Below are 24,480 nucleotides of genomic sequence, written 5' to 3' on the forward strand. Positions count from 1 at the left end.
CGCACCATCTGAAAACAGAACACGCACGACGGCGGCAGGCGGCTTACGCCTGCCGCTTCCTTTGGACTGGGCTGCTGGCTGCTGTAACTCCACGAGGGGCGGCCACGACTTGGGGCCAAGTTTCGGGGTCAGGATTCGCATCACGAATCGGATGGCGGACGCACATGATGAGTGGCTGCCTCCCAGGAAGCCCCGCGCATAGGGCATTCCGGGTGGTAGCCGCGCCTATTAAGCCCAGAACCCGAGGAGTTGCTATGTCTACCCAAACTGAGAAATGGCCTGCAGGAACACCCGCGTGGGTGGATCTGGGGGTCGAGGATCTCCCTGCCGCCAAGTCCTTCTACACGAAGTTGTTTGGATGGGAATACCTCTCCGGTGACGAAGAAGCCGGGGGCTACGTACTGGCCCAACTGGACGGACAAGCTGTTGCGGGGCTCGGTCCCAAGCAGGATTCCACCATGCCAACCGTCTGGACTACGTATCTGGCCTCGGACAACGTTGACACCACGTGCAAAGAAGTAGCGGCTGTTGGTGGTCAACTCATCGCTGCTCCCTTCGACGTGATGGACTCCGGGCGCATGGCAATTGCCGCTGATAGCGTTGGTGCAGTCTTTGGCATCTGGCAGGCGGGAAGCCATATCGGGGCAGAGCGGGTCAACGAGCACGGCGCATTGTGCTGGAACGAACTCCACACCCGCGAGTACGCGCTGGCCCGGTCCTTCTATGCCGATGTCTTTGGCTACAGCTACCAGGACATCGACCAGGACGGATTCATTTACGCAACCGCCAAGCGGGCCTCCGATGGCCGCGAAGTAGCCGGCATTCATCTCGACACCCAAATGGCCGAGGGCGCGCCCAATCACTGGCTCGCCTGGTTTGCCAGCGACCATGTAGATCGAACCGCTGCAACAGCCGTGGAACTGGGCTCTTCGGCCTTGGTCCCAGTCATGGACAGCCCAATGGGACGGATGGCAATCCTGCAGGCGCCGCAGGGAGAAATCTTTGGCATCATCGACGCACCCCGGACCAAGGCTTAAGCCTGGACCAGCGGCTACGTCAGGACCGTCGGCTACGTCAGGACAGGGTCCAAAGCTTCGCTGATGACCTCATGCGCGTGTGCTGCAGCGAGCGGCGCCGCGAGCCGATGGACCGCCTGGAAGGTCCGGCGGACTTCCGGCCCATGCCACTCGGGCGGAAGGTAGTCCGCCGGGAGATTTGGGTCCCGGTACGGGAATTTGCGCCACAGGGTGAGCATCGGGATGTAGTAGCGGAAAGCGTCGCGTCGTAACTCGGCCGTGGAATCAGCCAAGGCCGCCTCAGGATCGGTGCCCACCAGGTCAATCCACTGCTGCTCTGCGCCCCGGTAGATCTCAAGGAACTCCGTGAACTGTTCATCGAGTTCCTTGAGATCCCACCATTCGGAGATCTTGGGGCGCATTGGGCCATCGAAAACGTAGTCGCTGCGGAAAAGGTCTACGAATTCGATCAGCCCGCTGGCAGTGAGACGGTCGCGAGCCTGCTCCAGCTTGTGGGCCGGAGCGATCCATACACCAGACGCCACGGACCCAAATCCCAGGCTGGACAAAGCGGACCTCAGCTGGTGCCGGCGGTTCCGCATCGACTCAGGCACGGAGAACACGGCGAGCACCCACGTATCCACCGGAGCTGGCTGTTCCGGGGCGAAGATCCGCCGATCACCTTCACGGAAAACGTCGCTCACTGATTCGGCGATCTTGTACTTGGCAATGCCGCCTTCGCGGACGCTCTTCAGGACACCCTTTGCCTTAAGCCTGGAGACGGACGATCTCACACCGGGCGCGTCATAGCCGAGTGTACCGAGCATCGAAACCAGTGCGGAGACCGGCAACGCATCACCAGCATTCCTGCCATAAAGACCGAAGATGGTGACCAGGAGTTGCTGATGGCGCACCGCGGGCGCCGGGACGGCGAACATTGAAGGACCCTCATTTCCGCGCCATGGTAAGGCGCCAGTCATGTTCATCATAGGTTGGGAACCATCAATGGCGGCGAAGGCTGATGCTCTGCCAGCTGATCCGGACGGCGTCCTTGTTGTCAGCCACATCGTGAGGTCAAACGGATGGCAGTTAGCCCCATTGCCAAGGCAGCTCGACATTAGGGCTAACTGCTGTCTCGTCGGAGTTAATCAACACAGCGCACTGCCCGGACGAAATGCTCCGGCCAAGGCTGGGACGCCGTTGTGCCGTTGGGGACGTGGACCGTGGTCACCGTCCCAAAGGCGGCCACCTCGCTGCCGTCCGACGATGCACCTTGGTGGGTGACGCCGTCGGGCGTTCCGCGGGCCGCATCATCAAGGGGGTGGCCGCGGACCTCGAAGGCCATGGTCAGCGAGGTCCGGCCGAGCGCGTGGATTTTCACCGTGGCGGTGACGCGCTGGCCGAACCAGAGCTTGGCCTTGTAGTTGATCACCTGCTGGACGCGAGGAGCGTTGGGGAAGTAGTCGGGCAGCTCCAAGGAGCGGAATAGCTCCGCCTCGGCGGCTTCCACCCATCGGAGGATGGCCGAATTGTGTTGGTGGCCGGAGGCGTCGGTGTCCACCCACTCAACCGTCCGCTCAACACTCGCTGCAGGAAACGCGTCCATGATTCTCCTAGCGGGTGCTGACTACCGCGGTCTCGTCGTCCGGATCCGCGCTGGACGCCACACCAGGCGCCTCCGGGGTGGGCTTTGGAATCATTGCGACGGCGGCTGCGGCCACCACTGCGATGCCGGCGAAGATCGCGAAGTTGGCTTCGAAGGGCAGCTTGGAACCCGCGATCCAGCCACCGATCAACGGACCGGAGATTGCGCCCAGGCGGGCAAAGCTGAGAGCCCAACCCGTGGCCGTACCGCGAACCTTGGCCGGGTAGTAGTCAGCGATGTAACCGGTCAGGACCAAGGACGTGGAGATCGAACCGACGCCTGCAAATGCTACGAACAGCAAGTTGACCACCATGGTGTTGGGGAAGACGAGGAGCATGATGCCCAGGCCACCCAGGATGTAGAACACCACCAGGATGAGCTTCTTGCCGTACTTGTCTGCCGCACGGCCCAGGAGCAGGCCGCCGATGGCTGATGCCAGGCTGAAGACCAACAGGAACGTCAGGGACGAGCCCAGATCGTAGCCGGCCTTCTTCATGATGCTCGGCAGCCAGGTGTTGAGCCCGTAGACGAGTACCAGGCCGCAGAACAGGGAAACCCAGAAGAACACCGTGGACCGCAGGTATTTCCTGGAGAACATCGTGGTGATGGTTTTCCACCACGGATCGGCGGTGTGTGAACCGGGCTGGGCCACCGGTGCAACCGGCTGGTAGTCAGCGATCTCCAGCTTGGCAGCCAAAGCCTTGGCCTCCGTCTTGCGTCCCTTGGACTCGAGGTACTCCAACGATTCCGGGAGGAACTTCCAAATGATCGGCAGCAGGACAATAGGCGCGGCACCAATAGCAATCACGGCCCTCCAGCCACCAACGGGGAGCACGAACATTGCAGCAAGCGCGGCCGCAACGATGCCCAGCGAGTAGCCCGAATACATGAGGCCATAATTGTAGGAACGCCTATTGGGAGCGGAATACTCGATGGTCAGGGCTGCCGCCACGGGGATGACACCGCCCATGCCCAGACCGCCGATGAGCCGGAAGATGCCAAACAGCTCGGGCGTGGGAGCCCAGGCCGCCCCTGCCTGGGTGAGGGTGAAGATCACCATGGAGGCCAACAGCATCTTCTTGCGGCCTACGAGGTCGCTCAGAGTCCCGATGAACAGGGCCCCAATAAGCATGCCGATCAAGGCATATGATCCCAGCCCGCCCAGGGCAAGCGGGCTGAGGTTCCATTGCTTGTACTCGGCCAGCGCCGGAAGCACTGCCCCCAGCACGCCGACGTCGTAACCCTCGGCGAGGATCGCGAGCCAGCAACAAATCAACACCAAGCCGGTGGTGCGCTTGGGCACGTTCCAGTTAGTAACCGGTGCGGCGGCCATGGCTACTTCACCGACGCAGATGCAGTGGCGGACGCGGGTGTCCAGCGGAGGTGGGTGGTTGTTTGTTCGGTGTCGGGTTCTTTTAGGAGGGACAGGCGGGGGCGGATGGCGTCGGTGCGGGTGGTGGGGGGTTTGCGGCGGCCGGCGCGGAATTGCGGGATCCATTGCGCGCCGGGGCCGTGGTATTCCTGTTCAGCGGCGGCGTGCAGGGTCCATTGGGGGTCGTAGAGGTGGGTGCGGCCCAGGGCGATGAGGTCCGCGCGTCCGGCGAGGAGGATGGAGTTCACGTCGTCGTAGCTGGAGATCGCGCCGACGGCGATCACGGCCACCCCGGCGGGAGCGGCGACTTCCTGGCGGATACGGTCCGCGAACGGGGTTTGGTAGGAGCGCCCGAACGCGGGTTTTTCTTCCTTGGCGACCTGGCCGGTGGACACGTCCAGCCCGGCCGCGCCGTGCTCCACGAATGCCTTCGCGATCGCCACGGAATCCTCGGAGGTGTTCCCGCCTTCGATCCAGTCCGTCGCGGAGATCCGCACCGTGACCGGTTTGTGGGCGGGCCACACCGCGCGGACGGCGTCGAAGACTTCCAGCGGGAACCGCAACCGGTTGGCCAGGCTGCCGCCGTATTCGTCGGTGCGCTGGTTCGAGACCGGGGAGAGGAAGGAGGAGAGCAGGTAGCCGTGCGCGGCGTGGACCTCGAGCAGGTCAAAGCCGGCCTCATCGGCGCGGATCGTGGCGGCGACGAACTCGTCCCGGATGGTGTCCATCCCGGCACGGTCCAGCTCAACCGGGGTCTGGTTCTCCGGCCCGTACGGCACCGCGGACGGGCCGACAGCGGTCCAGTTGCCGGTTTCGAGGGGCTGGTCGATGCCTTCCCACATGAGTTTCGTGGAGCCCTTGCGGCCGGAGTGGCCCAGCTGCGCGCCGATCTTCGCGGTGGAACGGGCGTGGACGAAGTCCACGATTTCCTTCCAACTCTCACGCTGTTCATCGGTGTAGAGGCCGGAGCAGCCCGGGGTGATGCGCCCGGTTTCGGACACGCACACCATCTCGGTCATCACCAGACCCGCCCCGCCCAGGGCCTTGGAGCCGAGGTGGACTTTGTGGAAGTCCCCCGGGATCCCGTCGGTCGCGGAGTACATGTCCATGGGCGAGACCACAATGCGGTTCTTCACCTCCAGACCGCCGATGGTGTAGGGCTGGAACATGGCCGGCGCGACCTGGGTCAGGCCCTGGGACTCGGCGAAGTTCCGGTCCACGGCCTGGGCGAATTCGGGATCGCGCAGGCGCAGGTTTTCCTGGGTGATACGGCGGCTTCGGGTGAGCAGGTTGAACGCGAACCGGGTAGGGTCCTGGTCCTTGTACTGGCCGATCCGTTCAAACCATTCCAGGGATGCCTGCGCCGCGCGCTGGGTCGAGGCGACCACGGGACGCCGTTCAGCCTCATAGGCTTCCAAGGCTTCCCCAATGGAGGGGTGTTCGTGCAGGCACGCGGCCAGGGCCAGCGAGTCTTCCATGGCCAGCTTCGTCCCGGATCCGATCGAGAAATGCGCGGTATGGGCCGCGTCGCCGAGCAGCACCACGTTGCCCTTGCGCCAGCTCTGGTTCCGCACCGTGGTGAAGTTGATCCACTTGGAATTGTTCGACAAGACCTCGTACCCGTCCAGTTCCTCCGCGAAAAGGGTGCGGATCTTCGCGATCGCCTTCTCATCCGACACCCCGGGAGGGAAAACCTCGTCCGCGGTCTCATCGAAGCCCGCCGCGTGCCAGACGTCCTGGTGCATTTCCACAATGAACGTCGAGCCCTCATCGGAGTACGGGTAGCCGTGGATCTGCATCACACCGAACTCGGTGTCCTTGACGAAGAACTTGAAAGCCTCGAACACCTGGTCCGTGCCCAGCCACATGAACTTATTGGACCGCGGATCCAGGTCCGGGCCGAACGCGTCCGCGTACTTGGCGCGGATCTGCGAATTCACCCCGTCCGCGGCGAGCACCAAATCATAGTTCGCCTCCAGATCCTCGATGGCCGGGGCCATGGTGGAGAACCGGACATCCACGCCCAACTCCAGGCACCGGCGCTGCAGCAACTCCAGCAGCTCTTTGCGGCTCATCGCCGCGAACCCCTGCCCGCCCACCGTCATCATTTCGCCACGGAAATGGATATCAATATCGGACCACCGCGCGAACCGGCGACTCATGTACTCCGCCACCACCGGATCAGCGTTACCGATCCCGCCCAGGGTCTCATCGGAAAACACCACACCAAACCCAAACGTGTCACTGGCAGCATTGCGCTCCCACAACGTGATCTCATGCGACGGATCCAACTGCTTCATCAAAGCCGCGAAATACAACCCGCCCGGGCCGCCTCCAACAATAGCGATCTTCATGCTCATGCTCCTTCTCAAGCCTGGCTCTGGCCAGCAGGGGTAAGTTCTTGGGTTTCCGCTTCGCCTGTGGCGCTCTCGTTGAGCAGGCCATCGCGGAGCTTGAAATGCTGGAGTTTGCCGCTGGGGTTCCTCGGCAGCTCGGTAACGAAGCGGACATCGCGCGGGTACTTGTACGGAGCGATGGTCTGCTTCACGAAGTCCTGGATTTCCTTGCGCTTGGCGGCGTCGCCAATGACACCCTCGCGCAGGACGATAAACGCACACACGATGCTCCCGCGCTCAGGATCAGGCCGGCCGATCACCGCGTTCTCCACCACGTCCGGGTGCTGGTCGATGGCGGTTTCCACCTCGGGCGCGCCGATGTTGTAGCCGGAAGAAACGATCATGTTGTCGGACCGGGCCTGGTATGTGAAGTACCCGTCCTCATCCATGGAGAACGTATCGCCCGTGACATTCCAGCCATTCACCACGTAATTCGCTTGGCGTGCGTCGTCGAGGTAGCGGCAACCCGTGGGCCCAATCACGGCCAGCCGGCCGGACTGGCCAGGGCCAAGCTCGTTGCCGTCCTGATCAAGAATGGTTGCCCTGAAGCCCGGCACGGCCTTGCCGGTAGTACCCGGACGGATGTCATCCCCGGCAGCGGAAATGAACACGTGAAGCAACTCTGTGGCGCCGATACCATTGACCAGCTTCAGGCCCGTCGCCTCACGGACGGCTTCCCACGTCTCCTTGGACAGGTGCTCCCCCGCCGAAACAGCAACGCGAAGGCCACGAAGCAAGTCCCCGCGCTTTTCCTTCAGGATCGCCCGGTAGGCAGTAGGAGCCGTGAAAAGGATGGTGGCCCCGGCAGCCGAAGCATGCTCGGCCAGTTCCACAGGGCCGGCCTTCTCGGTCAGAAGCGACGACGCGCCAAACCGCAGCGGGAAGATCACCAATCCGCCGAGCCCGAACGTGAAAGCAAGCGGAGGGGAACCGGCGAAGACATCATCAGCTGTGGGCTGCAGGACGTGGCGGGCAAAAGTGTCCGCATTCGCCAGGACGTCGCGATGGAAATGCATGGTCACCTTGGGCACACCCGTGGTTCCGGATGTTGGACCCAGCAGGGCTACGTCGTCCGCAGACGTGTCCACAGCCGTGAACTCCCCACTCTTGCCTTCGCAACGCGCGGTGAGGTCGCCGTCGTCGGGCCCTCCATAGCTCAGGACGGCGACGTCCTCGCCTGCCGCCGTCGCGAGCTCATCCACGAAGCGGTGATCGGAAATCGCGACCACGGGCTTGGTGAGCTGGATCAACGTGGCGACCTCGCTGGAACGCAGCATGGGCATCGTGGTGACCACCACGGCGCCCGCCTTAAGCACGCCAAGCCAAGCGGCAACCAGCCATGGATTGTTGGGGCCACGTAGCAGCACGCGGTTTCCGGGTTCTACCCCGAGGTCTTCGGTAAGGACCTGGGCAACCTGGTTGGAGTGCAGCTGCAACTGTCCATAAGACCAGACGGTGCCATCCGGAGTACGGAGCGCTGGCCGGTCCGGGCCGTACGTCTCGACGGCGTTGTCGATCAGCACGGCGGCTGCGTTCAGCCGCTCCGGGTAGTGGAGTTCCGGCAGGGTAAATTCGAGCGCCGGCCAAGTGTCGGCGGGCGGCAGGTGGTCGCGGGTGAACGTGTCCACGTGGGCCGATGGCGTCATGCTCATGGCCGTTCCTTTCAGTGGTGCATCAGTGAAGCTGGGGATGGTGTTGGGGGTAAAGCTGTTCAGGCGCGGATCATGCCTTCTTGGGCGACTGTAGCGAGGAGTCTTCCTTGCCGATCGAAGAAGCGGCCCATGGCCAGGCCCCTGTTGCTCTGGCCGGATATGGCCTCTTGTGCATAGAGGACCCAGTCGTCGGCGCGGCCATCGCGGTGGAACCACATGGAGTGGTCAAGGCTTGCGGTGGCGAGCCCGGGACTGGACCAGTTGAGTCCGTTGACCCGGAGTAGCGGCTCCAGGATCGTGTAGTCGCAAACGTAGGCAAGGGCAGTACGGTGGAGGTTGGCGTCGTCGGGGAGGCTGTCGAAAGCCTGGACCCAAATTGCCTGCTGCGGCATGGATCCACCCTCAAGCTCGATGTATACCGGTCCCGGAATATGCCGCATATCGAAGCTACGGCCCGTAGACCAATAGTCTGCGGCTGGGCCTTCCGTCCCGTCCAGTGCTTCCGCTGCGGAGCGCAGAGACTCAGGCTCGACGGCGGCAGGAGCCTCCGGCTGGAAGTCCGGACCATCTTCGGGAACCTGGAACGAACCCATCGCGGCATATACAGGCTTGCCATTCTGGAAACCACGGACATTACGGGTGGAATAGCCGCGACCGTCACGTAAACGCTCCACTTCATAACGAACATGGGCACCGATGTCCACGGGCCGCATGAAGTAGCTATGCATCGAGTGGAGCTGCCTGTCGGCGTCCACCGAACGCATCATTGCGGCTGCAGCCTGGGCCACCATGTCTCCGCCGTAAGCCTTGGGCCACGGTACGTACTGGGTGGTGGCCTCATACGCTTCGTCGAAAACCTGGGCCTCTGCTGGGGTGAGGTCCACAGCCCTCAGGAAGGTCTCCGAGGTCAAGGTTCCAGTGATCATGGTGGTTATGCCCGACGGTAGTCGGCGAGGGTTTCGTCCGGAACGTCCTCGAGGTTGACCACGAGGTTCTCCGGGGTGCGGGCCGTGAGCCACACGAGTTCTTCGGTGACGGACATGTTTGCTTCGACGTGTGGCATGAACGGGGGAACGAATACCCAGTCACCGGCCTTCATGTCGATGAATTCTGAGTAGTTTTCGCCGAAGTAGATGCGGCCGTGCCCACGAAGTACATAGCCACCCGTTTCCGCTTCGCCGTGGTGGTGGGGCAAGGAACGGTACCCGGGCGTGTTGGAAACCTGGCCGAACCAGATCTTGGTTGCCGGCGTGTGCTGGATGCTCACACCGGAGACGCGGATGGCGTCGCCGGACTGGGCGGTGTTGGTGTCTTCTTCACCGGCCCGGGTCACAACGGGGACCACCTTGCCGTCAGGGCCGGCGTAGATGGAGTTGTCGCCTTCGAGGCGGTAGTCGGTGGTGGTCTGGCTCATGGGGTTCTCCTTTTGGCTGTTTGGCTGTGGGTCTTAGGCGTCGGCGGGGGTTTAGGCGTTGGCAGGGACTGGCGCGTGGATTCGGAACTGGTTTTCCAAGCGGCCGATGCCGTCGATTTCGGTGGTGAGGATGTCGCCGTCGTTCAGGAAGCGCGGCGGGGTCATTCCCATGCCCACTCCCCCCGGCGTGCCCGTGAGTACGAGGTCGCCGGGGCGCAGGACTGTGAACTGGGAAATGTAGGACAGGAGTTGTGCGGGGCCGAACACCAGGGTGCTGGTATTGCCCTGCTGCACGAGCTCCCCATTGACGTAGCCACGGACTTCGAAGCTTTCGCTTGCCTCGTCCGCAGTCAACATCACGGGGCCCACTGGTGTGGTTGCGTCGAAAGCCTTGCCCTGGAACCACTGCAGGGTGCGGTTCTGCCAGTCACGCATGGAGACGTCATTGGCAACGGTGTACCCGGCGATCGCCGCCCGGGCCTGGTCTTCGTCGGCACGAAACAGTTCAGAACCCACGACGACGGCCAACTCGGCTTCCCAGTCCACGCGACCGCTGCCATGGACTTCTACGACGTCCGCGGCTCCGATCAGGGTGTCAGCGTACTTGGCGAACAGCGTCGGAAATTCAGGAAGTTCGCGTCCCATTTCCTGGATGTGATCCCCGTAGTTCAGTCCGCAACAGATGACTTTTCCGGCGCGGGGCAGTAGCGGGGCAAAGTCAGCTTCAGTTGCTCCGATGACGGGCTGCCCGCCCTCCACCGCTGCTTCCGCTGCCTTCTTGGTGATGGAGCGCCATTCCGGCTGGGCCAGGAGCGCGCCGACGTCCGTGGCCGGCAGCGCAAGGTACGTGTCGGCGCCCGTGGCGAGTGCCGCCCTCGTACTTCCGCTGGAGGTGCGCAAGGTGGCAAGTTTCATGGGTTCTGCTCCTTCGAGATTCAATGTGTCGACTTTTTTACGATCGTCACATATGCTCAACGTAGCACGGCAGAAATGATCTGCACAGAGGCATTTCAAAAGTTTTTGCAGTTGCCACAACAAGGAGGAACAGCATGAGCCACAAAACAATCAACCCGGAGTCACTCCCCAAGCCATCCGGTTTTGCGCACGGCATGCTCGCCGGCAACACGGTGTTCCTGGGTGGACAGACTGCCTTGGACAAGAACATGAACATCGTTCCCGGCGGCATCGTGGAGCAGTTTACGCAGGCGTTTTCCAACGTGCTGACCACGCTCCGGGAAGCGGGCGGGCAGCCGGAGGACCTCGTCAACGTCACTATCTACCTCACGGACGTAGATGACTACATGGCGAACGGCCGCGAGATCGGACGCATCTGGCGTGAAATGGCTGGCTCGCAGTACCCGGCGATGGCCGGCATCGGTGTCACCCGGCTGTGGCAGAAAGAGGCCATGATCGAAATCCAGGGCATCGCGGTGATTCCCGAGCGCTAAGTCTCTGGCTCTTCCGCTTGCGGTGCCGGAGGATGTCCCCATGGGAACCGTCACCGAATACTTGGCCAGCGTCAGCGAAAACAACCGGCAGATGCTGGAGCGGATCGTTGACATCGCCCGGGAACTCGCGCCCGACGCCGAGGAAGGCACCAGCTACGGCATGCCTGCCTTGCTTGTGGACGGCAAGGGCTTCGTGAGCGTACTCGAAACAAAGAAGCACTTGGCCTTATACCCGTTTAGCGGCCAGATCCTGCCGGAGATGTCGGAGGAGCTTGGCGGTTACTCGTGGTCGCCGGGGACATTGCGGTTCTCGGCTGACAACCCTGTGCCGGATTCCATGGTTCGGCGGATTCTTGAGACGCGGCTGGCTGCAATCCGGAAGCAGCCGCCCCGGCCCAACTAGTCCCCACCGCCAGATGTTATGAAGGCTTAGAGTAACCACTAATGCCAGTCAGTTCCGTTAGTGCTTGGCGGAGACGTCCCGTGAGATCGCGTTGGCCGTTGCGACGACTTCCTGCCGCACGGACTCGAGATATTTCTCCGGGTCAGGCTTAGCTGCCACGGCCTGCGCCTGGAGGGACACATTGATCGCCGCTACGTTGTCGCCATTGTTGTGGTTCCACACCGGGGCCGCGATGGACATTAGCCCGATCTCCAACTCTTGGTCCAGAAGACACCAGCCTTGCGTACGGACACGTTCGACGGCGGCCCTCAAGTCTGCCGCGTTGGCGACGGTTCGCGGCGTGAGCGGGGTGAGTTCCGCCGTCGAAAGGTAAGCCTCAAGTTTCGCCTGCGGCAAGCCGGCGAGCAGGACCCGACCCATCGACGTTGCGTACGCGGGGAAGCGGGTACCCACGGTGATGCCGACGTTCATGATGCGCTTTGTGGCTACGCGGGCAACGTAGAAGATGTCCGGTCCGTCGAGCACTGCGGCCGAGGTGGACTCCCCCAGCTTCAAGGACAGTTCCTCCAAGTGCGGCTGGGCTAACTGCGGCAGTGACAACGCCGAAAGGTACGAGTAGCCGAGCTGCAGCACCTTGGCCGTGAGCGCGAAGGTTTTGCCGTCCGTGCGAACGTAGCCGAGCTCCACGAGGGTGTGCAGAAAACGGCGGGCCGTGGCGCGAGTCAGGTCAGTGCGGGCTGCGACCTCACTGAGGGTCATCACGGGGTTGTTCGCATCGAAGGCCCGGATTACGGCGAGTCCCCGGGCCAGCGACTGGACGTACTGGTCGCTGGCCTGCGGGGTTACTGCCGATTCGCTCATGGTTACCAATCCTAGGGGGCGTTGCGGGGCCAACTTGCGGGGCCTGCTATGCCTTTTTCAGGGGTAGGGGTACGAGCTCCTGGATTTCCTCGAAGGTGCAGCCGAACGTCTCGCGGACTGTCACACCTTCGGGACCTGTGAGGAAGACGGCCTTGTCGGTGTAGACGCGGGTCACGCATCCCACGCCGGTCAGGGGATAGGTGCATTGCTCCACAAGTTTGGATACGCCCTCGCGGGTCAACAAAGTCATCATGACGAACACGTCCTTAGCGCCCGTGGCCAGATCCATGGCACCTCCGACGGCGGGGATCGCGTCCGGGGCGCCGGTGTGCCAGTTGGCGAGGTCGCCTGTGGCGGAGACCTGGAACGCTCCGAGGACGCAGATGTCCAGGTGGCCGCCGCGCATGATCGCGAACGAATCGGCGTGGTGGAAGTACGAGGCTCCGGGCAGCTCAGTGACGGGGATCTTGCCGGCGTTGATCAAGTCACCATCGACCTCGTCCCCAACGGCGGCCGGGCCCATCCCGAGCATCCCGTTCTCGGTGTGGAGCGTGATGTTCTGTTCCTCGGTGAGGTAGTTCGAGACGAGGGTCGGCTGACCGATGCCCAGGTTCACGAACGAACCCGGCGCGATATCTCGGGCCACCAACTGGGCGAGTTCGTCGCGGCCCAAGGGCTTTTCGGAGGTCTGGATGCTTGTCTGCGTGCCCATGCTCAGGCCACCTTTCCGTTCGAACTAAGCGTTTCAGAAGCGGCGGAGTCCACGCGGACAACGCTGTTGACGTAAATGCCCGGGGTCACCACGTTCTCCGGATCCAGCGACCCGGTGGGCACGATCTCCGAGACCTGCACAATGGTGTGCTTGGCAGCAGCGGCCATGATCGGGCCGAAGTTCCTGGCGGTCTTGCGATAGACGAGGTTGCCCTTGCCGTCCGCCTTGAGCGCCTTGATCAGCGCGACGTCGGCGTGGATGGGCGTCTCGAACACCTGGCCGCGGCCGTCGATGATCCGGGTTTCCTTGCCCTCGGCCAGCGTGGTGCCGTAGCCGGTTGGAGTGAAGAACCCGCCAATCCCGGCCCCCGCGGCCCGGATACGCTCAGCCAGGTTCCCCTGCGGAACGAGTTCCAGTTCGATCTCACCTGCATGGAACTTGGCATCGAAGTGCCAGGAATCGGACTGCCGCGGGAAGGAACAGATCATTTTGCGGACCCGGCCTTCCTTGATCAGCAACGCCAGGCCCTGGTCGCCCTGGCCGGCATTGTTGTTCACCACGGTCAGGTCCTTCGCGCCGCAGTCCATGAGTGCGTCGATCAATTCGAACGGCTGCCCTGCATTGCCGAACCCGCCGATCATCACCGTAGACCCGTCCTTGATCCCGGCCACGGCCTCGGCAACAGTGTCAATGAAATTCAGCATCGTCCTAACCCTTCACAGAACCAGTTACGTTTTCCAGCACCACAGCCAAGCCCTGCCCAACCCCAATGCAGATCGCCGCCACTCCCCAGCGCTGTCCGGAGGCCTGCAACGACCGCGCCAACGTACCCAGGATGCGGGTACCGGAGGCACCGAGCGGGTGGCCCATCGCAATGGCCCCGCCGTGGCGGTTCACGATCGAGGGGTCGATCCCCCACGCGTCAACGCACGCCAGCGATTGCGCGGCGAACGCTTCGTTAAGTTCGACGGCGCCAACCTGGTCCCAGCCGATGCCTGCCTTCGCGAGGGCCTTGTTCGCCGCCTCCACCGGAGCGAACCCAAAGAACTGCGGATCGTTGCCATGAGCACCACGCCCGGCGATACGCGCCAACGGCTCCATGCCAAGAATCGACGAAGCAGCCTCCGACCCAATCCACGCAGCCGAAGCACCATCAGACAAAGGCGACGCATTCCCGGCGGTGACCGTGCCGCCGTCGGGCCCTGAACCTTCGGGACGGAACACCGTCTTCAACCCCGCCAGCTTCTCCGCGGAAGAACCAGCCCGGATTCCTTCGTCCCGCACCAGGTCCGTGCCCGGAACCGCGGTGACAAGGTTGTCGTAGAACCCGTCGTTCCATCCAGCATCGGCCAGATTGTGGGAGTCCGCAGCGAACTGGTCCTGGCGTTCCCGCGTGATCCCGTACTTCTCGCGCAGCCGTTCCGTGGCTTCGCCCAGGGAGATGGTCCAGTCCTTGTTCATGGCCGGGTTCACCAGACGCCAGCCGAGCGTGGTGGAGGCCAGCGTCATGTCCCCGGCCGGGTACGGCTTGGAAGTCTTCGGCAGCACCCACGGCGCACGCGACATCGACTCTGCCCCGCCCACCAGCATGAGCTCAGCATCGCCGGCATTGATCTGGCGGGATGCAATGATTGCGGCGTCCAACGACGAACCACAGAGACGGTTGACCGTGGTCCCCGGAATCGAAACCGGCAGCCCAGCCAGCAGGGTAGCCATCCGGGCAACGTTGCGGTTTTCCTCGCCGGCGCCGTTGGCGTTGCCAAACACCACCTCGTCGATCCGCTCAACATCCAGCCCCGGAGCCCGTCGAACCGACTCACGCACCACATGGGCGGCCAGGTCATCGGGACGGACAGCAGCAAGTCCGGAGCCGAACTTGCCAAAGGGCGTGCGCACGGCGTCGTACACAAAAGCCTGGTTCATGGGTTTCTCTTTCTGCTTGCCCAACTGAGTCGCAGTTGTGCGCGTTTTGAGGGGGCTAAACGCGCACTAATGCGACCTAGTTGGGTTCGTTTGCGTCGATCTCGGCGAATACTTTCTGCGCCGTCTTGAAGGCCGAATTGGCCGAGGGAACACTGCAATAAATTGCGGTCTGCAGCAGGATTTCCTTGATCTCGTCCCTGCTCAGGCCGTTGTTGAGGGCCGCCCGAACGTGCATCGCGAGCTCCTCCCAGTGACCGTGCGCCACCAGTGCCGTGAGGGTGACGGCGGAGCGCATTTGCCGGCTAAGACCGGGCCGCGTCCAGATGCCACCCCAGGCGATCCTGGTGATCATGTCCTGATAGTCCTCGGTAAAGGAGTCCATATTGGCGTTCGCACGGTCCACGTGCTCATTGCCGAGCACTTCGCGCCGTACGGCCATGCCGGCGTCGTAAATGTCCTGCCCGGTGGCATCCGCCTGCACGGCACCACTCCGCTCGGGAGATAAAGAGGTCATCGTCCGTTCTCCTTCATAAAGGTCCGCATCAACCCGGCCACAATTGCAGGCGCCTCCGCTGGCGCAAGGTGCCCGACGCCGTCGAGCGCCACCGCCTGGGCGGAACCGCCGCCCGCGGTGATACCGGAAACAACAGCTTCGGCCAACGATGGCGGCGCCACAGAGTCCTCGACGCCGGCAATCGCCTGGGTGGGAACGGTGATGCTGCCGAGTTGCTCGCGGACGTCGAATCCGGCGAGGGCTTCGCAGCAGAACGAGTAGCTGAAGCGGTCGGCATCGCGAAGTGAGTGCAGGAGGCGGCTGCTGATTTCCGGCTGGCGGTCCATGAAGCCGGGACCGAACCAACGCTCGGCGGAGCCTTGGATCATCACAGGCGTCCCCAATTTGCGCACGGTTTCCGCGCGCTCCAGCCAGCCTTCAGGCGTGCCAATCTTGGCGCCGCTGCACTGCACCGAGAGGCTGCGGAGGCGGTCACCATGCTTGATGCCAAGTTGTAGGCCGATGGCGCCGCCCAGCGAGACGCCGGCGTAGTGAAAGTTCGCGCCCGGGCTCACAAGATCAACAAGATCGACGACGGCGTCCGCCAGTTCCGCGATATCGAAACCTTCGGTGGCGGCTGGCGAGATGCCATGGCCGGGGAGATCCCAGCCGATGACGTCGTACTCATCGCCAAGCAGCGCTGCCGTTTCAGTCCAAAGCACGGTGGAGGTGCCCAGCGACGGCCCCACCACGAGGAGAGGCTTCTCCCCGAGTGATCGCTGCGGGGACAGCAAAACGGCCTTGACGGTTGGCTTAGCCACGGGTGGCTCCCTTCGTTGTCGGTGAGTCGGAGGCGGCAGAGCCCGTGAATCCGGGATAGGCAGCAAAGATCCGGCGCGCGATTTCGGCGGCTTCACCGAGGTAGCTCGCGGGATCCAGGAGTGCCTCGAGTTCGGCGGCACTGAGCTTGTCCGCAGGGACAGCCTCACGCAGCAGCTTGGTGTAGATCCGCGTCTGCTCGGCCGCGGGCGCCCTGAGCGTTTCATCGACGACGTTCTGCAGCTTTTGTTTTCCGTCCGGACCCAGGAGAGGCGCGACGGCGGCCATCACACCTTCGCTGAGGAGCAGAGGCCCCGAAATTTCGAGGTTCCGGCGCATCGCTTCCGGGAAGACACGAAGGCCTGCCGTGAGTTCGCTGACGTGACCTGCGGACCCCAAGGCCAACGCGAGCAGCTGACGCAGGGCCGGCCATTCGCTGTGCCAGGCACCGTCCGGGCGCTCATCGTTGAAAGTGGCCGCCGCGAGGTGCAGCTGCGATGCGAGGCCGGGTGCCTGCAGCGCCGCACTGCGGACGAGTACGGACAGTACGGGGTTCTGCTTCTGCGGCATGGCCGAGGAGACCCCGCGTCCGGCGGCCAGCGGTTCGCCGAGCTCGGCGACTTCCGGACGGCTCAGGAACAGCAGGTCCGCGGCGATCTTTCCGAAGGAATCAATCAGTGCGGCAAGTCCATCGCCCAGGGACGTGATGGCCAGGCGGTTGGTGTGCCAAGGAGCAGGAGCTGTTGCGAGGCCAAGCTTTGAGGCCAAAGAATCCGCCAATTCAAACGGCGTGGTCTGCGAGGAAGCGGTCAGCTTGGTCGCCGACGCCAGGGTTCCGCCCGCACCACCGAACTGAACGGGTAACTCCACTGCAGACAACCGCGCAGCCGCAGCAGCCACCCCCTGGAACCACTGCGCAGCCTTGAGCCCGAAGGTGTACGGCAGCGCGTGCTGCGTCAGGCTCCTTCCCACGCACAGCGTGTCCGCGTGCTCCCCTGCCAAGGTGGCGAGCGCCGTCGTCGTGCGTTTCACGTCAACGAGCAGCGCAGAAACGGCGCGGCTGGCGAGCAGCATGAGGGCGGAGTCGAGGACGTCCTGGCTGGTGAGGGAGGTGTGCACAGCGGATGCCGCGCCCGCGTCCAGGGATTTCACCCGGGCGCGCAGGTCACCAAGCAACGGAATCACAGGGTTGCCCCCGCCCTGGGCGCGTTCCGCCACCGAAGCGGCGTCGTAAGAACCGGGATCGGCGGCTTCGGCCACGACTGCGGCGGAACCTGCAGGAACGAGCCCCGCTTCCTCGAGGACAACCGCCCAGGCGGCTTCGACGTCGAGGATCGCCGCGATCAGGACACGGTCGCCCGTCAGCGCCGCAACAGAGGGCGACGCCGAGACGGGGCTAAGGAGGCCGAAGTCGCCGTCGATCATGGCTGTGAGTCCGCGTTGACGCTGGTATCGAGTGAACCGTCCTGCTGGAAATCCAGGAATACAGTTTCGTCGCCGCCCTGCAGTCGGATGTCCCAAGTGAGGCCGCCGTCGGGGTCGCGACGGGCGATCAGGGTCTTGCGACGCTCGGGGTCCAGGGAGCTCAGGAGCGGATCGTTGGCCAGCGCTTCCTCGTTTTCCGGGAGGTACACGCGGGTGAAAAGGCGGTTCATGAGGCCGCGGGCAAACACAGCCACGGAGATGAACGGGGCCGAACCCGGCGAGGTTGGTCCGGGGTTGACGGTGGTGAAGGTGTACACGCCGGAGTTGCCCACGGAGCCGCGGCCCCACCCGGTGAAAGTGTAGCCATCGCGGACCAAGGAGCCGGTGCGCTGGACGATGTTGCCCTCGGAGTCCGGCTGCCAGATCTCCAGGATGGCGTCCGGGATGGTGTTGCCGGCGCCGTCGTAGACCGTGCCTTGGAGGCGGATGCTGCCCGGGCTTCCCGGGGCGAGGAGTTCGTTGTCCTTATTAAAAGGGAGGGCGTATCCGTAGAAGGGTCCGACGGTCTGGCCCGGTGTGGGTGTCAGCTTGCTCATGTGCTTACTCCTCGTCCCCGGCGTCGCCGTATGCTTCGTTTTCGGTCCAGGTCCGCTTGGAGCCGGTCAGAATGATGTCCCACCTGTAGCCGAGTGCCCATTCCGGGCTGGTCAGTTCGTGGTCGTAGGTGGCTACCAGGCGGTCGCGGGCGTCCTGGTCCACGATCGACTGGTAGATGGGGTCCAACGGGAAGAGCTGGTCGCCCGGGAAGTACATCTGGGTCACGATGCGCTGCGTGAACTCCGAGCCGAACATGGAGAAGTGGATGTGGGCCGGGCGCCAGGCGTTCAGGTGGTTCTTCCACGGGTAAGCACCGGGTTTGATCGTGGTGAAGCTGTACGAGCCGTCATCGCCAGTGATGCAACGGCCAACGCCCGTGAAGTTCGGGTCCAGCGGGGCGGGGTGCTGATCGCGTTTGTGGATGTAGCGGCCGGCGGCGTTGGCCTGCCAGATCTCCACGAGCTGACCGGCAACCGGGCGACCGTCGCCATCAAGGACCCGGCCGGCAACGATGATGCGCTCACCCTGCGGCTCGCCGTTGTGCTGAATGGTCAGGTCCGATTCCAGCGCGTGCACATCCTGGTGGCCGAAGGCGGGCGAGTAGAGCTCGATCGTCTCCGGATCCGCGTGGTGCAGGCTCTTGGTCGGGTGGCGCAGGATGCTGCTGCGGTACGGGGCGAAGTCCAGGCGCGGCATGGTCTCCGGCGCCCTGCCGTTCTTAAGGGCCTCCGCATAGCGGTCCCCGATGCCCCTCATCTCAGCGCTGAGATCCGCTTGGGTTTCCACTTTCTTGGAATCGTGCGCTGCATGCGGCTCGGCAGGTGGCACGAGCTCCTCGGATTCGAGCGCTTCTGCAGAGTTGACTTGTGCTGTCTGTTCTTGCGGCACAGTCGGCTCCTTTCGATGGGTTGGATTATTGCTTGAGGTTTATGACCGGTGCAGCGAGTCGTATTGGACGGCATGGCGCACCGGCGCGTTGGGCGCTCCGTAGCCGTCGTAGTTGCCGCGGCGCTCCACCATTTCGAAGAACACGCTGCCAACCGTGGCGGTGTAGAAATGGAGGAATTCTCCATTGGCGTCGCGGTCGTAAAGGAGGTTGAGCTCCTTGAGCATTGCCAGGAATTCCGGTTCCAACTCGAACCGTGCGTCCAGGTCTTCGTAATAGTTGGCGGGAATCTCCAGGAACTCGAGGCCCCTTGCGTGGGCGGACCGAGCGGTGGCCACAAGGTCATCCACCGCGAAGGCGATGTGTTCCTGGTACGTTTTGCGGTCAGTCTGCGCTTGCTGTGCCGGTGCCAGGTTCAGCACCAGCCTGACTGAGGCGTCCGAGGTTTCCATGACCTGCGAGCGCACCAGGCCGCTGGGACTCGGGACTTCGGCGAACGGCTGCGGTTCAAGGGCCAGGGCGCTGGTATAGAACAGGACGGCTTCGTCGAAGTGCTGCCACGGCTGGGCCAGATTAACGTGGTCAATCACCGCGCTGACGTCGGAGCCAGGGTGTTCCAGGCCCTCGCCAAACTCGTACGTCCACGCGGCGGTTCCGTCCGGGCTGCCCTGGCACAGGAAGATTTCGGTGGAGTCCGGGGCGGAGATGCCTTGGAACACTTCCTCATCAGCCTGGACCTTGCGTGCCACCACCGGCGCTTTGAGTTGCTGGGCGCGAGCGGAGGCAATCACTGGGGAGTCGACGTCGAACCCCAAAGCGGCGATAGCCGGTTCGGCGTGCTGTGCCGCTTGCTCGTTGATGATCACGCGCGCCTGGCCCATGGTCCAAAGCTGTACGTCCTTGGTGCGGTGGCGGCCCTCGAACTCGAAGCCAAGCTGGCCAAGGAGCTTCTCAAGCTGGGCGGTGTCGTCGGCCTTGACCTCGGCGAAGTTGAAGCCGGCGGGTTCGTTCACCTTGGGCAGCGTGGCCAGTTCCATGGGATAACGACGGCGGCTGGCGGCTTTTTGTTCGGATGCCGCGGCCGTGGCGTTGCTTGCGAGCCACTTGGCGCTCTGCTCTTCCAGCCAGATCAGGGAGCGCATGGCGTCCACAGCTGTCCGTTCGACGTCAGACTGGCGGAAGACATCGTTGAAAACTTCCAGCGAAACCGGACCTGTATAGCCGGCCCGGACCACGTGGCCCATGAACTTGGCGAGCTCAAACTGGCCCTCGCCCGGGAACACCCGATAGTGGCGGCTCCACGAGAGGACGTCCATGGAGAGCTTGGGGGCGTCTGCCACCTGGACGAAGAAGATCTTGTCCGCGTTGATCTTCTCGATCGGAGCGGTGTCCCAGTCGCGGGAGAGGATGTGGAAGGAGTCCAGGCAGGTGCCGAGGTTGGGGTGGTCCACCATTTCGACCAAGCGATATGCGTGCTCGTAATCGTTGACGTACTTGCCCCAGGCCAACGCTTCGTAGGCAACCTTGACGCCGTGGTCCCCGGCAAGTTCAGCAAGCTCGCCCAGTTGGGAGGCGCGAAGTTCGTCGTCGTCGATTGTTGCTGTGGCCACGTTGGAGCAGACCAGGATGGTGTCCATGCCCAGGCGGGACATGAGCTTGAACTTGGCCTCCGCCCGGCGAAGGTTGGCCTTGAGCAGGTCCGGGGTGACGCCGTCGAAATCGCGGAACGGCTGATAGAGGTCCAGACCCAGGCCGAGATCTGCGGCCATTTTCCGTACTTCCTCGGGGCTGAGCGGCGAGGTGACGAGGTCCTGTTCGAAGATTTCGATGCCGTCGAAGCCCGCTATTGCGCAGGCCTGCATTTTCTCTTTCAGTGTGCCGGAGAGGCAGACGGTGGCGATTCCGGTGCGCATCAGTGGGCCGCCTTCGCCAGTGCTGTGGCGGAGAGTTCGGTTGCAGCATCTTCCACGGCGATCAATTCCAGGAAGTGTGCCCGCATGCGGTCACGATCGGCGTCGCGTCCGGTGAAGAGCTGGAAGGCGTCGGCCGCCTGACCGACCGCCATCCTGCCGCCGTCGAGGACGTCGCAACCCTTGGCGCGCGCCTCACGGACCAGGCGTGTGTCGATAGGGCGGTAGACGATGTCGGCAACCCAGTGGCGCGGTTCCAGGAGGTCGATGTCCAGCGGCAGTCCCGGGTGGGCGGCCATGCCAATAGGCGTGCAATGCACCAGGCCGTCGGCGAGCGGCATGATCTCCGGCAAATCGGTGGGAGTGCGCGGCGTGATGGTGGCGACCGGGAAAAGTTCGCCTAGTTCCGTGGCGCGTTCGGCTGCACGGGTGGGGTCCATGTCCACGAGGTCCAGCTGCTTTACGCCGGCTTTGAGCAGGGCATAGGCGACCGCGGATCCCGCACCGCCCGCACCAAGCTGGACCACGCGGTTCAGCTTCGCGTCCGGCAACCCGGAGGTGAGGGCCGCCCCGAAGCCGGAGAAGTCCGTGTTGTGGCCTATGAACCGACCATCCTGAATCAAGACCGTATTGACGGCACCCAAGCGACGGGCGTCGTCGGAAATTTCGTCAAGGTGCTCCAGTACCAGCTGCTTGCACGGGTGGGTGATGTTCAGGCCATTGAAACCCATGCGCTGGGCTGCGGTGAGGAGGTCCCCGACGGCGGCGGCCGGCAAAGCCAGGTCCAGCAGGTCAATGGGGCGGTACAGCAAGCGAAGGCCCTGCACGTCGGCTTCGCGTTCGTGCATGGGCGGTGTGAGCGAGGGCATGACGCCTTCGCCTATGAGGCCCACCAGAACGGACTCGGCTCGGTTGCTCATCCTAAAGCTCCTTTGACTTCAGCACCGCGGGCTGATGGCGCTTTTCGGGCGTCGCCGGTCCGGGTGTATTCAGATTACTACAAGTGTTCATATTCCGCACGCTTGTTCTTATCGCGAACATTTCGGGCGTCCGCACCCAACTGAGTCGCACTTAAGCGCGTTTTGAGCGGTGAAAACGCGCACTATTGCGACCTAGTTGGGCTAGCGCTGGGGCAGGCGGGCCGCGAGTTCCGCCGCGGCCTCCTGCAAAGTGGGGACGTGGGCGATGAGTTCATCCATGGTGAGGCGAAATACCGGAACAGCCGTGGCGACAGACGCAAAAGCGTGGCCCTGGGAATTGAGCACCGGCACTGCGACCGCGCGCATGCCGATCTCGTTTTCTTCATCCATGACCGCGTAGCCCTGTCGGCGCACCTGCTCAATCTCCGCCCGGAATGCAGCCCGATCGGTAATGGAGCGCTCAGTGAGGGGCTCCAAAGGCAACTCTTCGAGCAGCCGTTCACGTTCGGCGTCGTTCTCAAACGCGACAATTGCCTTACCCACGGACGTCGTGTGCAGCGCGCCCAGATGGCCGGGATCGCTGGTGACGCGGAAGGTCTTGGGGCCGTCCACCTTGTTCACGGTCAGATGATGGTTTCCGTCGCGCACCGAGAGGATGGTCGCTTCCTCGGTACGCTCCGTAACGCGCTGGAGAACGGGAAGAGCCGTTGCCGCAAAACCGTGGTGGTTGGAAACCCGCTGACCCAGCTGGAAGACCCGTAATCCCAGATGGTATCGACGGCCGTCGGGCTCGTAATCCACGAATCCGTCGCGCGTCAGTGAGCCGAGCAGCCGGTACGTCGTGCTGAACGGAAGCCCTGCGCTCCTGGCCAGGTCCGCGGCACTAGCGCCTTTGGGCTCATTTCCCAGCAATACCAACAGGCCCAGGGCCTTGCCGACCATGTCGGTCTTTGTGTCCTCTTTCACACTCATGCTTAGATGCTCTCACATCGTGAGAGCTATTTCTAGATAGTGAGCACAAGTCTTGACAAGTGACCCCAGTCACGGCCACTATTGCTGTATTGCACAAGTAGCTCTCACCATGTGGTTACTTTGGGATTGATCCGGCCGCACCTCGCTCTGGTCTTCCCGCAGAAGCTAGATCCGCGACATCGTCGTCACAGAAGGAACACCCATGAGCCACACAATGCCGTCAGCGACGCCAGGCACAGTAACCCCAGCAGGAACTCCCAAGAAAGCGGCACTCGCCAGCTTCCTGGGAAGCGCAGTGGAGTACTACGACTTCTTCATCTTCGGCTCCGCCGCCGCCTTGATCTTTCCGCACGTGTTCTTCCCGGACGCGGACACCAACGCAGCCATCATGTCCTTCGCGACCTTTGGCTTCGCCTATGTTGCCCGTCCTGTAGGCGCCATCATCTTGGGGCACTTCGGCGACAGGATCGGCCGGCAGAAGGTCCTCATGTTCACCCTTGTCCTGATGGGCGCCGCCACCTTCGTGATCGGCTGCCTCCCGGACTTCAAGACCATTGGCTGGTGGGCTCCCGTCCTGCTGGTACTCGCCCGCCTCGCCCAGGGTCTCTCGGCTGCCGGCGAGCAGGCCGGTGCCTCCTCGATGACGCTGGAGCACGCTCCGGACAACCGCCGCTCGTTCTTCACCTCGTGGACGTTGACCGGCACCCAGGGTGGCCAGATCCTTGCAGCCTTGGTGTTCATTCCAGTTCTCGCGCTCCCGGACGAGGTCAAGTACGGCATCGGCTGGCGAATCCCGTTCTGGCTCAGTGCAGTAGTGGTCATCGTGGCCTACTTCATCCGACGCACGCTTCACGAGCCGCCGGCATTCGCCGAGGCCAAGAAGAACAACCAGATCGCCAAGCTGCCCGTCGCCGACCTCCTCAAGCTGCACTGGCGCGACGTCCTCCGGGTTGTGTGCTGTGCCTTCATCGCCGCCGTGAGTACGGTCTTTGGAACCCTGGCCATCAAGTACGCACAGGACGTGGCCCACGTCAGCGGCACCATCACCTTGTGGCTCGTTGTAGTGGCCAACATTGTGGCCCTCGGTACCCAACCGCTCTTCGGCATGCTCGCCGACAAGATCGGTCGGAAGCCCGTCTTTATCTACGGTGCTGTGGCCAGCGCCATCATGACCCCGGTGTTCCTGCTGACCCTCGAATCCGGCAACGTCCCGCTGATGTTCCTGGTATCCGTTGTGTTCTTCTCCTTCGGCTACGCTGCCGCCAACGCTGTGTGGCCGTCGTTCTACGGTGAAATGTTCAGCACCAAGGTCCGCTTCTCCGGTCTGGCCATTGGCACGCAGCTCGGCTTCCTCATGGCAGGCTTTGCTCCGACCATCGTCACCGCCCTCGGCGGAACCAAGCCCGGCGGCTGGGTCCAGATCTCAATCTTCACGGCAGTCATCTGCGTGATCGCAGCGGTCTCGGCCATGACGGCCCGCGAGTCAGCAAAGGTCCCGACGGCGGAACTCGGCTTGCACAAGTAGGGGCCGCTCCCCTTCGCCGGAGGCCCGCCGTCGCCGAAATCGCCGGAAAACGTCCAGTTCGCTGGAAGTTTCCCGGCGATTTCGCATGTTT

At 63.3% G+C, this 24,480-nt stretch carries 24 protein-coding genes; 4 read left to right on the top strand and 20 right to left on the bottom strand.

What is annotated here, in order from left to right:
• The first annotated feature begins 254 nt into the window (after nt 1-254).
• Nucleotides 255-1,037 carry a VOC family protein gene (locus LDN90_RS23355; RefSeq protein ID WP_223947322.1) on the top strand — a complete coding sequence of 261 codons (783 nt, stop codon included), beginning with the start codon at nt 255-257 and terminating at the stop codon, nt 1,035-1,037.
• Nucleotides 1,038-1,069: 32 nt separating this feature from the next.
• On the opposite strand, the gene LDN90_RS23360 is transcribed toward LDN90_RS23355, so the two are convergent.
• From LDN90_RS23360 to LDN90_RS23395, 8 genes are all read right to left on the bottom strand, one after another.
• On the bottom strand, nt 1,070-1,954 hold the full coding sequence (locus tag LDN90_RS23360) for a PaaX family transcriptional regulator C-terminal domain-containing protein (RefSeq protein ID WP_223947323.1): 885 nt from the start codon (nt 1,952-1,954) through the stop codon (nt 1,070-1,072).
• A 206-nt stretch (nt 1,955-2,160) separates the two neighbouring features.
• A complete protein-coding gene (locus LDN90_RS23365; protein WP_223947324.1) occupies nt 2,161-2,622 on the bottom strand; it encodes a thioesterase family protein in 462 nt (153 codons plus the stop codon).
• Nucleotides 2,623-2,629: 7 nt separating this feature from the next.
• Nucleotides 2,630-3,994 (bottom strand): MFS transporter, encoded by a 1,365-nt coding sequence (locus LDN90_RS23370; protein WP_223947325.1) that lies wholly within the window; start codon nt 3,992-3,994, stop codon nt 2,630-2,632.
• Between the two features lie 2 nt (nt 3,995-3,996).
• On the bottom strand, nt 3,997-6,387 hold the full coding sequence (locus tag LDN90_RS23375; protein ID WP_223947326.1) for a bifunctional salicylyl-CoA 5-hydroxylase/oxidoreductase: 2,391 nt from the start codon (nt 6,385-6,387) through the stop codon (nt 3,997-3,999).
• Between the two features lie 14 nt (nt 6,388-6,401).
• Complete coding sequence (locus LDN90_RS23380; RefSeq protein WP_223947327.1) at nt 6,402-8,081, bottom strand: AMP-binding protein; 1,680 nt, start codon at nt 8,079-8,081, stop codon at nt 6,402-6,404.
• A 59-nt stretch (nt 8,082-8,140) separates the two neighbouring features.
• On the bottom strand, nt 8,141-9,007 hold the full coding sequence (locus LDN90_RS23385) for an acyl-CoA thioesterase domain-containing protein (RefSeq protein ID WP_223947328.1): 867 nt from the start codon (nt 9,005-9,007) through the stop codon (nt 8,141-8,143).
• Nucleotides 9,008-9,012: 5 nt separating this feature from the next.
• Complete coding sequence (locus LDN90_RS23390) at nt 9,013-9,495, bottom strand: cupin domain-containing protein (RefSeq protein WP_223947329.1); 483 nt, start codon at nt 9,493-9,495, stop codon at nt 9,013-9,015.
• 51 nt (nt 9,496-9,546) lie between these two features.
• Complete coding sequence (locus LDN90_RS23395) at nt 9,547-10,410, bottom strand: fumarylacetoacetate hydrolase family protein (RefSeq protein ID WP_223947330.1); 864 nt, start codon at nt 10,408-10,410, stop codon at nt 9,547-9,549.
• 134 nt (nt 10,411-10,544) lie between these two features.
• Here LDN90_RS23395 and LDN90_RS23400 point away from each other — a divergent pair, with 134 nt between their 5' ends.
• The gene (locus LDN90_RS23400) at nt 10,545-10,943 is read left to right on the top strand and encodes a RidA family protein (RefSeq protein ID WP_216927234.1); all 399 of its coding nucleotides are present in this window, start codon (nt 10,545-10,547) and stop codon (nt 10,941-10,943) included.
• A 40-nt stretch (nt 10,944-10,983) separates the two neighbouring features.
• The gene (locus tag LDN90_RS23405) at nt 10,984-11,346 is read left to right on the top strand and encodes a DUF1801 domain-containing protein (RefSeq protein ID WP_223947331.1); all 363 of its coding nucleotides are present in this window, start codon (nt 10,984-10,986) and stop codon (nt 11,344-11,346) included.
• A gap of 57 nt (nt 11,347-11,403) precedes the next feature.
• Here LDN90_RS23405 and LDN90_RS23410 read toward each other — a convergent pair whose 3' ends face one another.
• From LDN90_RS23410 to LDN90_RS23465, 12 genes are all read right to left on the bottom strand, one after another.
• The gene (locus LDN90_RS23410) at nt 11,404-12,207 is read right to left on the bottom strand and encodes an IclR family transcriptional regulator C-terminal domain-containing protein (protein ID WP_223947332.1); all 804 of its coding nucleotides are present in this window, start codon (nt 12,205-12,207) and stop codon (nt 11,404-11,406) included.
• Nucleotides 12,208-12,253: 46 nt separating this feature from the next.
• Nucleotides 12,254-12,919, bottom strand: coding sequence for a 3-oxoacid CoA-transferase subunit B (locus LDN90_RS23415; protein WP_223947333.1), 666 nt, complete (start codon nt 12,917-12,919; stop codon nt 12,254-12,256).
• Nucleotides 12,920-12,921: 2 nt separating this feature from the next.
• Nucleotides 12,922-13,623, bottom strand: coding sequence for a 3-oxoacid CoA-transferase subunit A (locus tag LDN90_RS23420; protein WP_223947334.1), 702 nt, complete (start codon nt 13,621-13,623; stop codon nt 12,922-12,924).
• 4 nt (nt 13,624-13,627) lie between these two features.
• Nucleotides 13,628-14,842, bottom strand: coding sequence for a thiolase family protein (locus LDN90_RS23425; RefSeq protein WP_223947335.1), 1,215 nt, complete (start codon nt 14,840-14,842; stop codon nt 13,628-13,630).
• Between the two features lie 76 nt (nt 14,843-14,918).
• Nucleotides 14,919-15,356, bottom strand: a complete 438-nt coding sequence (pcaC, locus tag LDN90_RS23430; protein ID WP_223947336.1) for a 4-carboxymuconolactone decarboxylase — start codon at nt 15,354-15,356, stop codon at nt 14,919-14,921.
• Entirely contained in the window at nt 15,353-16,156 is an 804-nt protein-coding gene (locus tag LDN90_RS23435) for an alpha/beta fold hydrolase (RefSeq protein ID WP_223947337.1), read from the bottom strand. The genes pcaC and LDN90_RS23435 overlap by 4 nt, the downstream gene beginning before the upstream one ends.
• Nucleotides 16,149-17,579, bottom strand: a complete 1,431-nt coding sequence (locus tag LDN90_RS23440) for an adenylosuccinate lyase family protein (RefSeq protein ID WP_223947338.1) — start codon at nt 17,577-17,579, stop codon at nt 16,149-16,151. The genes LDN90_RS23435 and LDN90_RS23440 overlap by 8 nt, the downstream gene beginning before the upstream one ends.
• Complete coding sequence (pcaG, locus tag LDN90_RS23445) at nt 17,576-18,175, bottom strand: protocatechuate 3,4-dioxygenase subunit alpha (protein ID WP_223947339.1); 600 nt, start codon at nt 18,173-18,175, stop codon at nt 17,576-17,578. Before pcaG ends, LDN90_RS23440 begins: the two co-directional genes overlap by 4 nt.
• Nucleotides 18,176-18,179: 4 nt before the next feature.
• Nucleotides 18,180-19,064, bottom strand: a complete 885-nt coding sequence (gene pcaH, locus LDN90_RS23450) for a protocatechuate 3,4-dioxygenase subunit beta (RefSeq protein ID WP_216927202.1) — start codon at nt 19,062-19,064, stop codon at nt 18,180-18,182.
• A gap of 39 nt (nt 19,065-19,103) precedes the next feature.
• Nucleotides 19,104-20,975: a sugar phosphate isomerase/epimerase and 4-hydroxyphenylpyruvate domain-containing protein gene (locus tag LDN90_RS23455; RefSeq protein ID WP_223947340.1), complete on the bottom strand. Its 1,872-nt coding sequence runs from the start codon at nt 20,973-20,975 to the stop codon at nt 19,104-19,106.
• On the bottom strand, nt 20,975-21,892 hold the full coding sequence (locus LDN90_RS23460) for a shikimate dehydrogenase (protein WP_223947341.1): 918 nt from the start codon (nt 21,890-21,892) through the stop codon (nt 20,975-20,977). The genes LDN90_RS23455 and LDN90_RS23460 overlap by 1 nt, the downstream gene beginning before the upstream one ends.
• A gap of 201 nt (nt 21,893-22,093) precedes the next feature.
• Nucleotides 22,094-22,864 carry an IclR family transcriptional regulator gene (locus tag LDN90_RS23465; protein WP_223947342.1) on the bottom strand — a complete coding sequence of 257 codons (771 nt, stop codon included), beginning with the start codon at nt 22,862-22,864 and terminating at the stop codon, nt 22,094-22,096.
• Between the two features lie 202 nt (nt 22,865-23,066).
• On the opposite strand from LDN90_RS23465, the gene LDN90_RS23470 reads away from it, so the two are divergent.
• Nucleotides 23,067-24,389, top strand: coding sequence for an MFS transporter (locus LDN90_RS23470; protein ID WP_223947343.1), 1,323 nt, complete (start codon nt 23,067-23,069; stop codon nt 24,387-24,389).
• Nucleotides 24,390-24,480 lie beyond the last annotated feature (91 nt).

This window comes from Arthrobacter sp. NtRootA1 (genome assembly GCF_019976975.1).
Lineage (GTDB): Bacteria > Actinomycetota > Actinomycetes > Actinomycetales > Micrococcaceae > Arthrobacter > Arthrobacter aromaticivorans.

Excerpts from the sequence above, each read along its gene's own strand:
- LDN90_RS23385 (WP_223947328.1), bottom strand. The coding sequence starts at position 9,007 with ATGATCACTGGAACCTTGACCTCGGAGACCTTCCTGAGGGCTGTGGAC.
- LDN90_RS23455 (WP_223947340.1), bottom strand. The coding sequence starts at position 20,975 with ATGCGCACCGGAATCGCCACCGTCTGCCTCTCCGGCACACTGAAAGAG.
- LDN90_RS23415 (WP_223947333.1), bottom strand. The coding sequence starts at position 12,919 with ATGGGCACGCAGACAAGCATCCAGACCTCCGAAAAGCCCTTGGGCCGC.
- LDN90_RS23460 (WP_223947341.1), bottom strand. The coding sequence starts at position 21,892 with ATGAGCAACCGAGCCGAGTCCGTTCTGGTGGGCCTCATAGGCGAAGGC.
- LDN90_RS23365 (WP_223947324.1), bottom strand. The coding sequence starts at position 2,622 with ATGGACGCGTTTCCTGCAGCGAGTGTTGAGCGGACGGTTGAGTGGGTG.
- LDN90_RS23375 (WP_223947326.1), bottom strand. The coding sequence starts at position 6,387 with ATGAAGATCGCTATTGTTGGAGGCGGCCCGGGCGGGTTGTATTTCGCG.
- LDN90_RS23465 (WP_223947342.1), bottom strand. The coding sequence starts at position 22,864 with ATGAGTGTGAAAGAGGACACAAAGACCGACATGGTCGGCAAGGCCCTG.
- pcaG (WP_223947339.1), bottom strand. The coding sequence starts at position 18,175 with ATGAGCAAGCTGACACCCACACCGGGCCAGACCGTCGGACCCTTCTAC.
- LDN90_RS23400 (WP_216927234.1), top strand. The coding sequence starts at position 10,545 with ATGAGCCACAAAACAATCAACCCGGAGTCACTCCCCAAGCCATCCGGT.
- LDN90_RS23395 (WP_223947330.1), bottom strand. The coding sequence starts at position 10,410 with ATGAAACTTGCCACCTTGCGCACCTCCAGCGGAAGTACGAGGGCGGCA.
- LDN90_RS23370 (WP_223947325.1), bottom strand. The coding sequence starts at position 3,994 with ATGGCCGCCGCACCGGTTACTAACTGGAACGTGCCCAAGCGCACCACC.
- LDN90_RS23425 (WP_223947335.1), bottom strand. The coding sequence starts at position 14,842 with ATGAACCAGGCTTTTGTGTACGACGCCGTGCGCACGCCCTTTGGCAAG.
- LDN90_RS23440 (WP_223947338.1), bottom strand. The coding sequence starts at position 17,579 with ATGATCGACGGCGACTTCGGCCTCCTTAGCCCCGTCTCGGCGTCGCCC.
- LDN90_RS23410 (WP_223947332.1), bottom strand. The coding sequence starts at position 12,207 with ATGAGCGAATCGGCAGTAACCCCGCAGGCCAGCGACCAGTACGTCCAG.
- pcaC (WP_223947336.1), bottom strand. The coding sequence starts at position 15,356 with ATGACCTCTTTATCTCCCGAGCGGAGTGGTGCCGTGCAGGCGGATGCC.
- LDN90_RS23420 (WP_223947334.1), bottom strand. The coding sequence starts at position 13,623 with ATGCTGAATTTCATTGACACTGTTGCCGAGGCCGTGGCCGGGATCAAG.
- LDN90_RS23470 (WP_223947343.1), top strand. The coding sequence starts at position 23,067 with ATGAGCCACACAATGCCGTCAGCGACGCCAGGCACAGTAACCCCAGCA.
- LDN90_RS23360 (WP_223947323.1), bottom strand. The coding sequence starts at position 1,954 with ATGTTCGCCGTCCCGGCGCCCGCGGTGCGCCATCAGCAACTCCTGGTC.
- LDN90_RS23390 (WP_223947329.1), bottom strand. The coding sequence starts at position 9,495 with ATGAGCCAGACCACCACCGACTACCGCCTCGAAGGCGACAACTCCATC.
- LDN90_RS23380 (WP_223947327.1), bottom strand. The coding sequence starts at position 8,081 with ATGAGCATGACGCCATCGGCCCACGTGGACACGTTCACCCGCGACCAC.
- LDN90_RS23355 (WP_223947322.1), top strand. The coding sequence starts at position 255 with ATGTCTACCCAAACTGAGAAATGGCCTGCAGGAACACCCGCGTGGGTG.
- LDN90_RS23405 (WP_223947331.1), top strand. The coding sequence starts at position 10,984 with ATGGGAACCGTCACCGAATACTTGGCCAGCGTCAGCGAAAACAACCGG.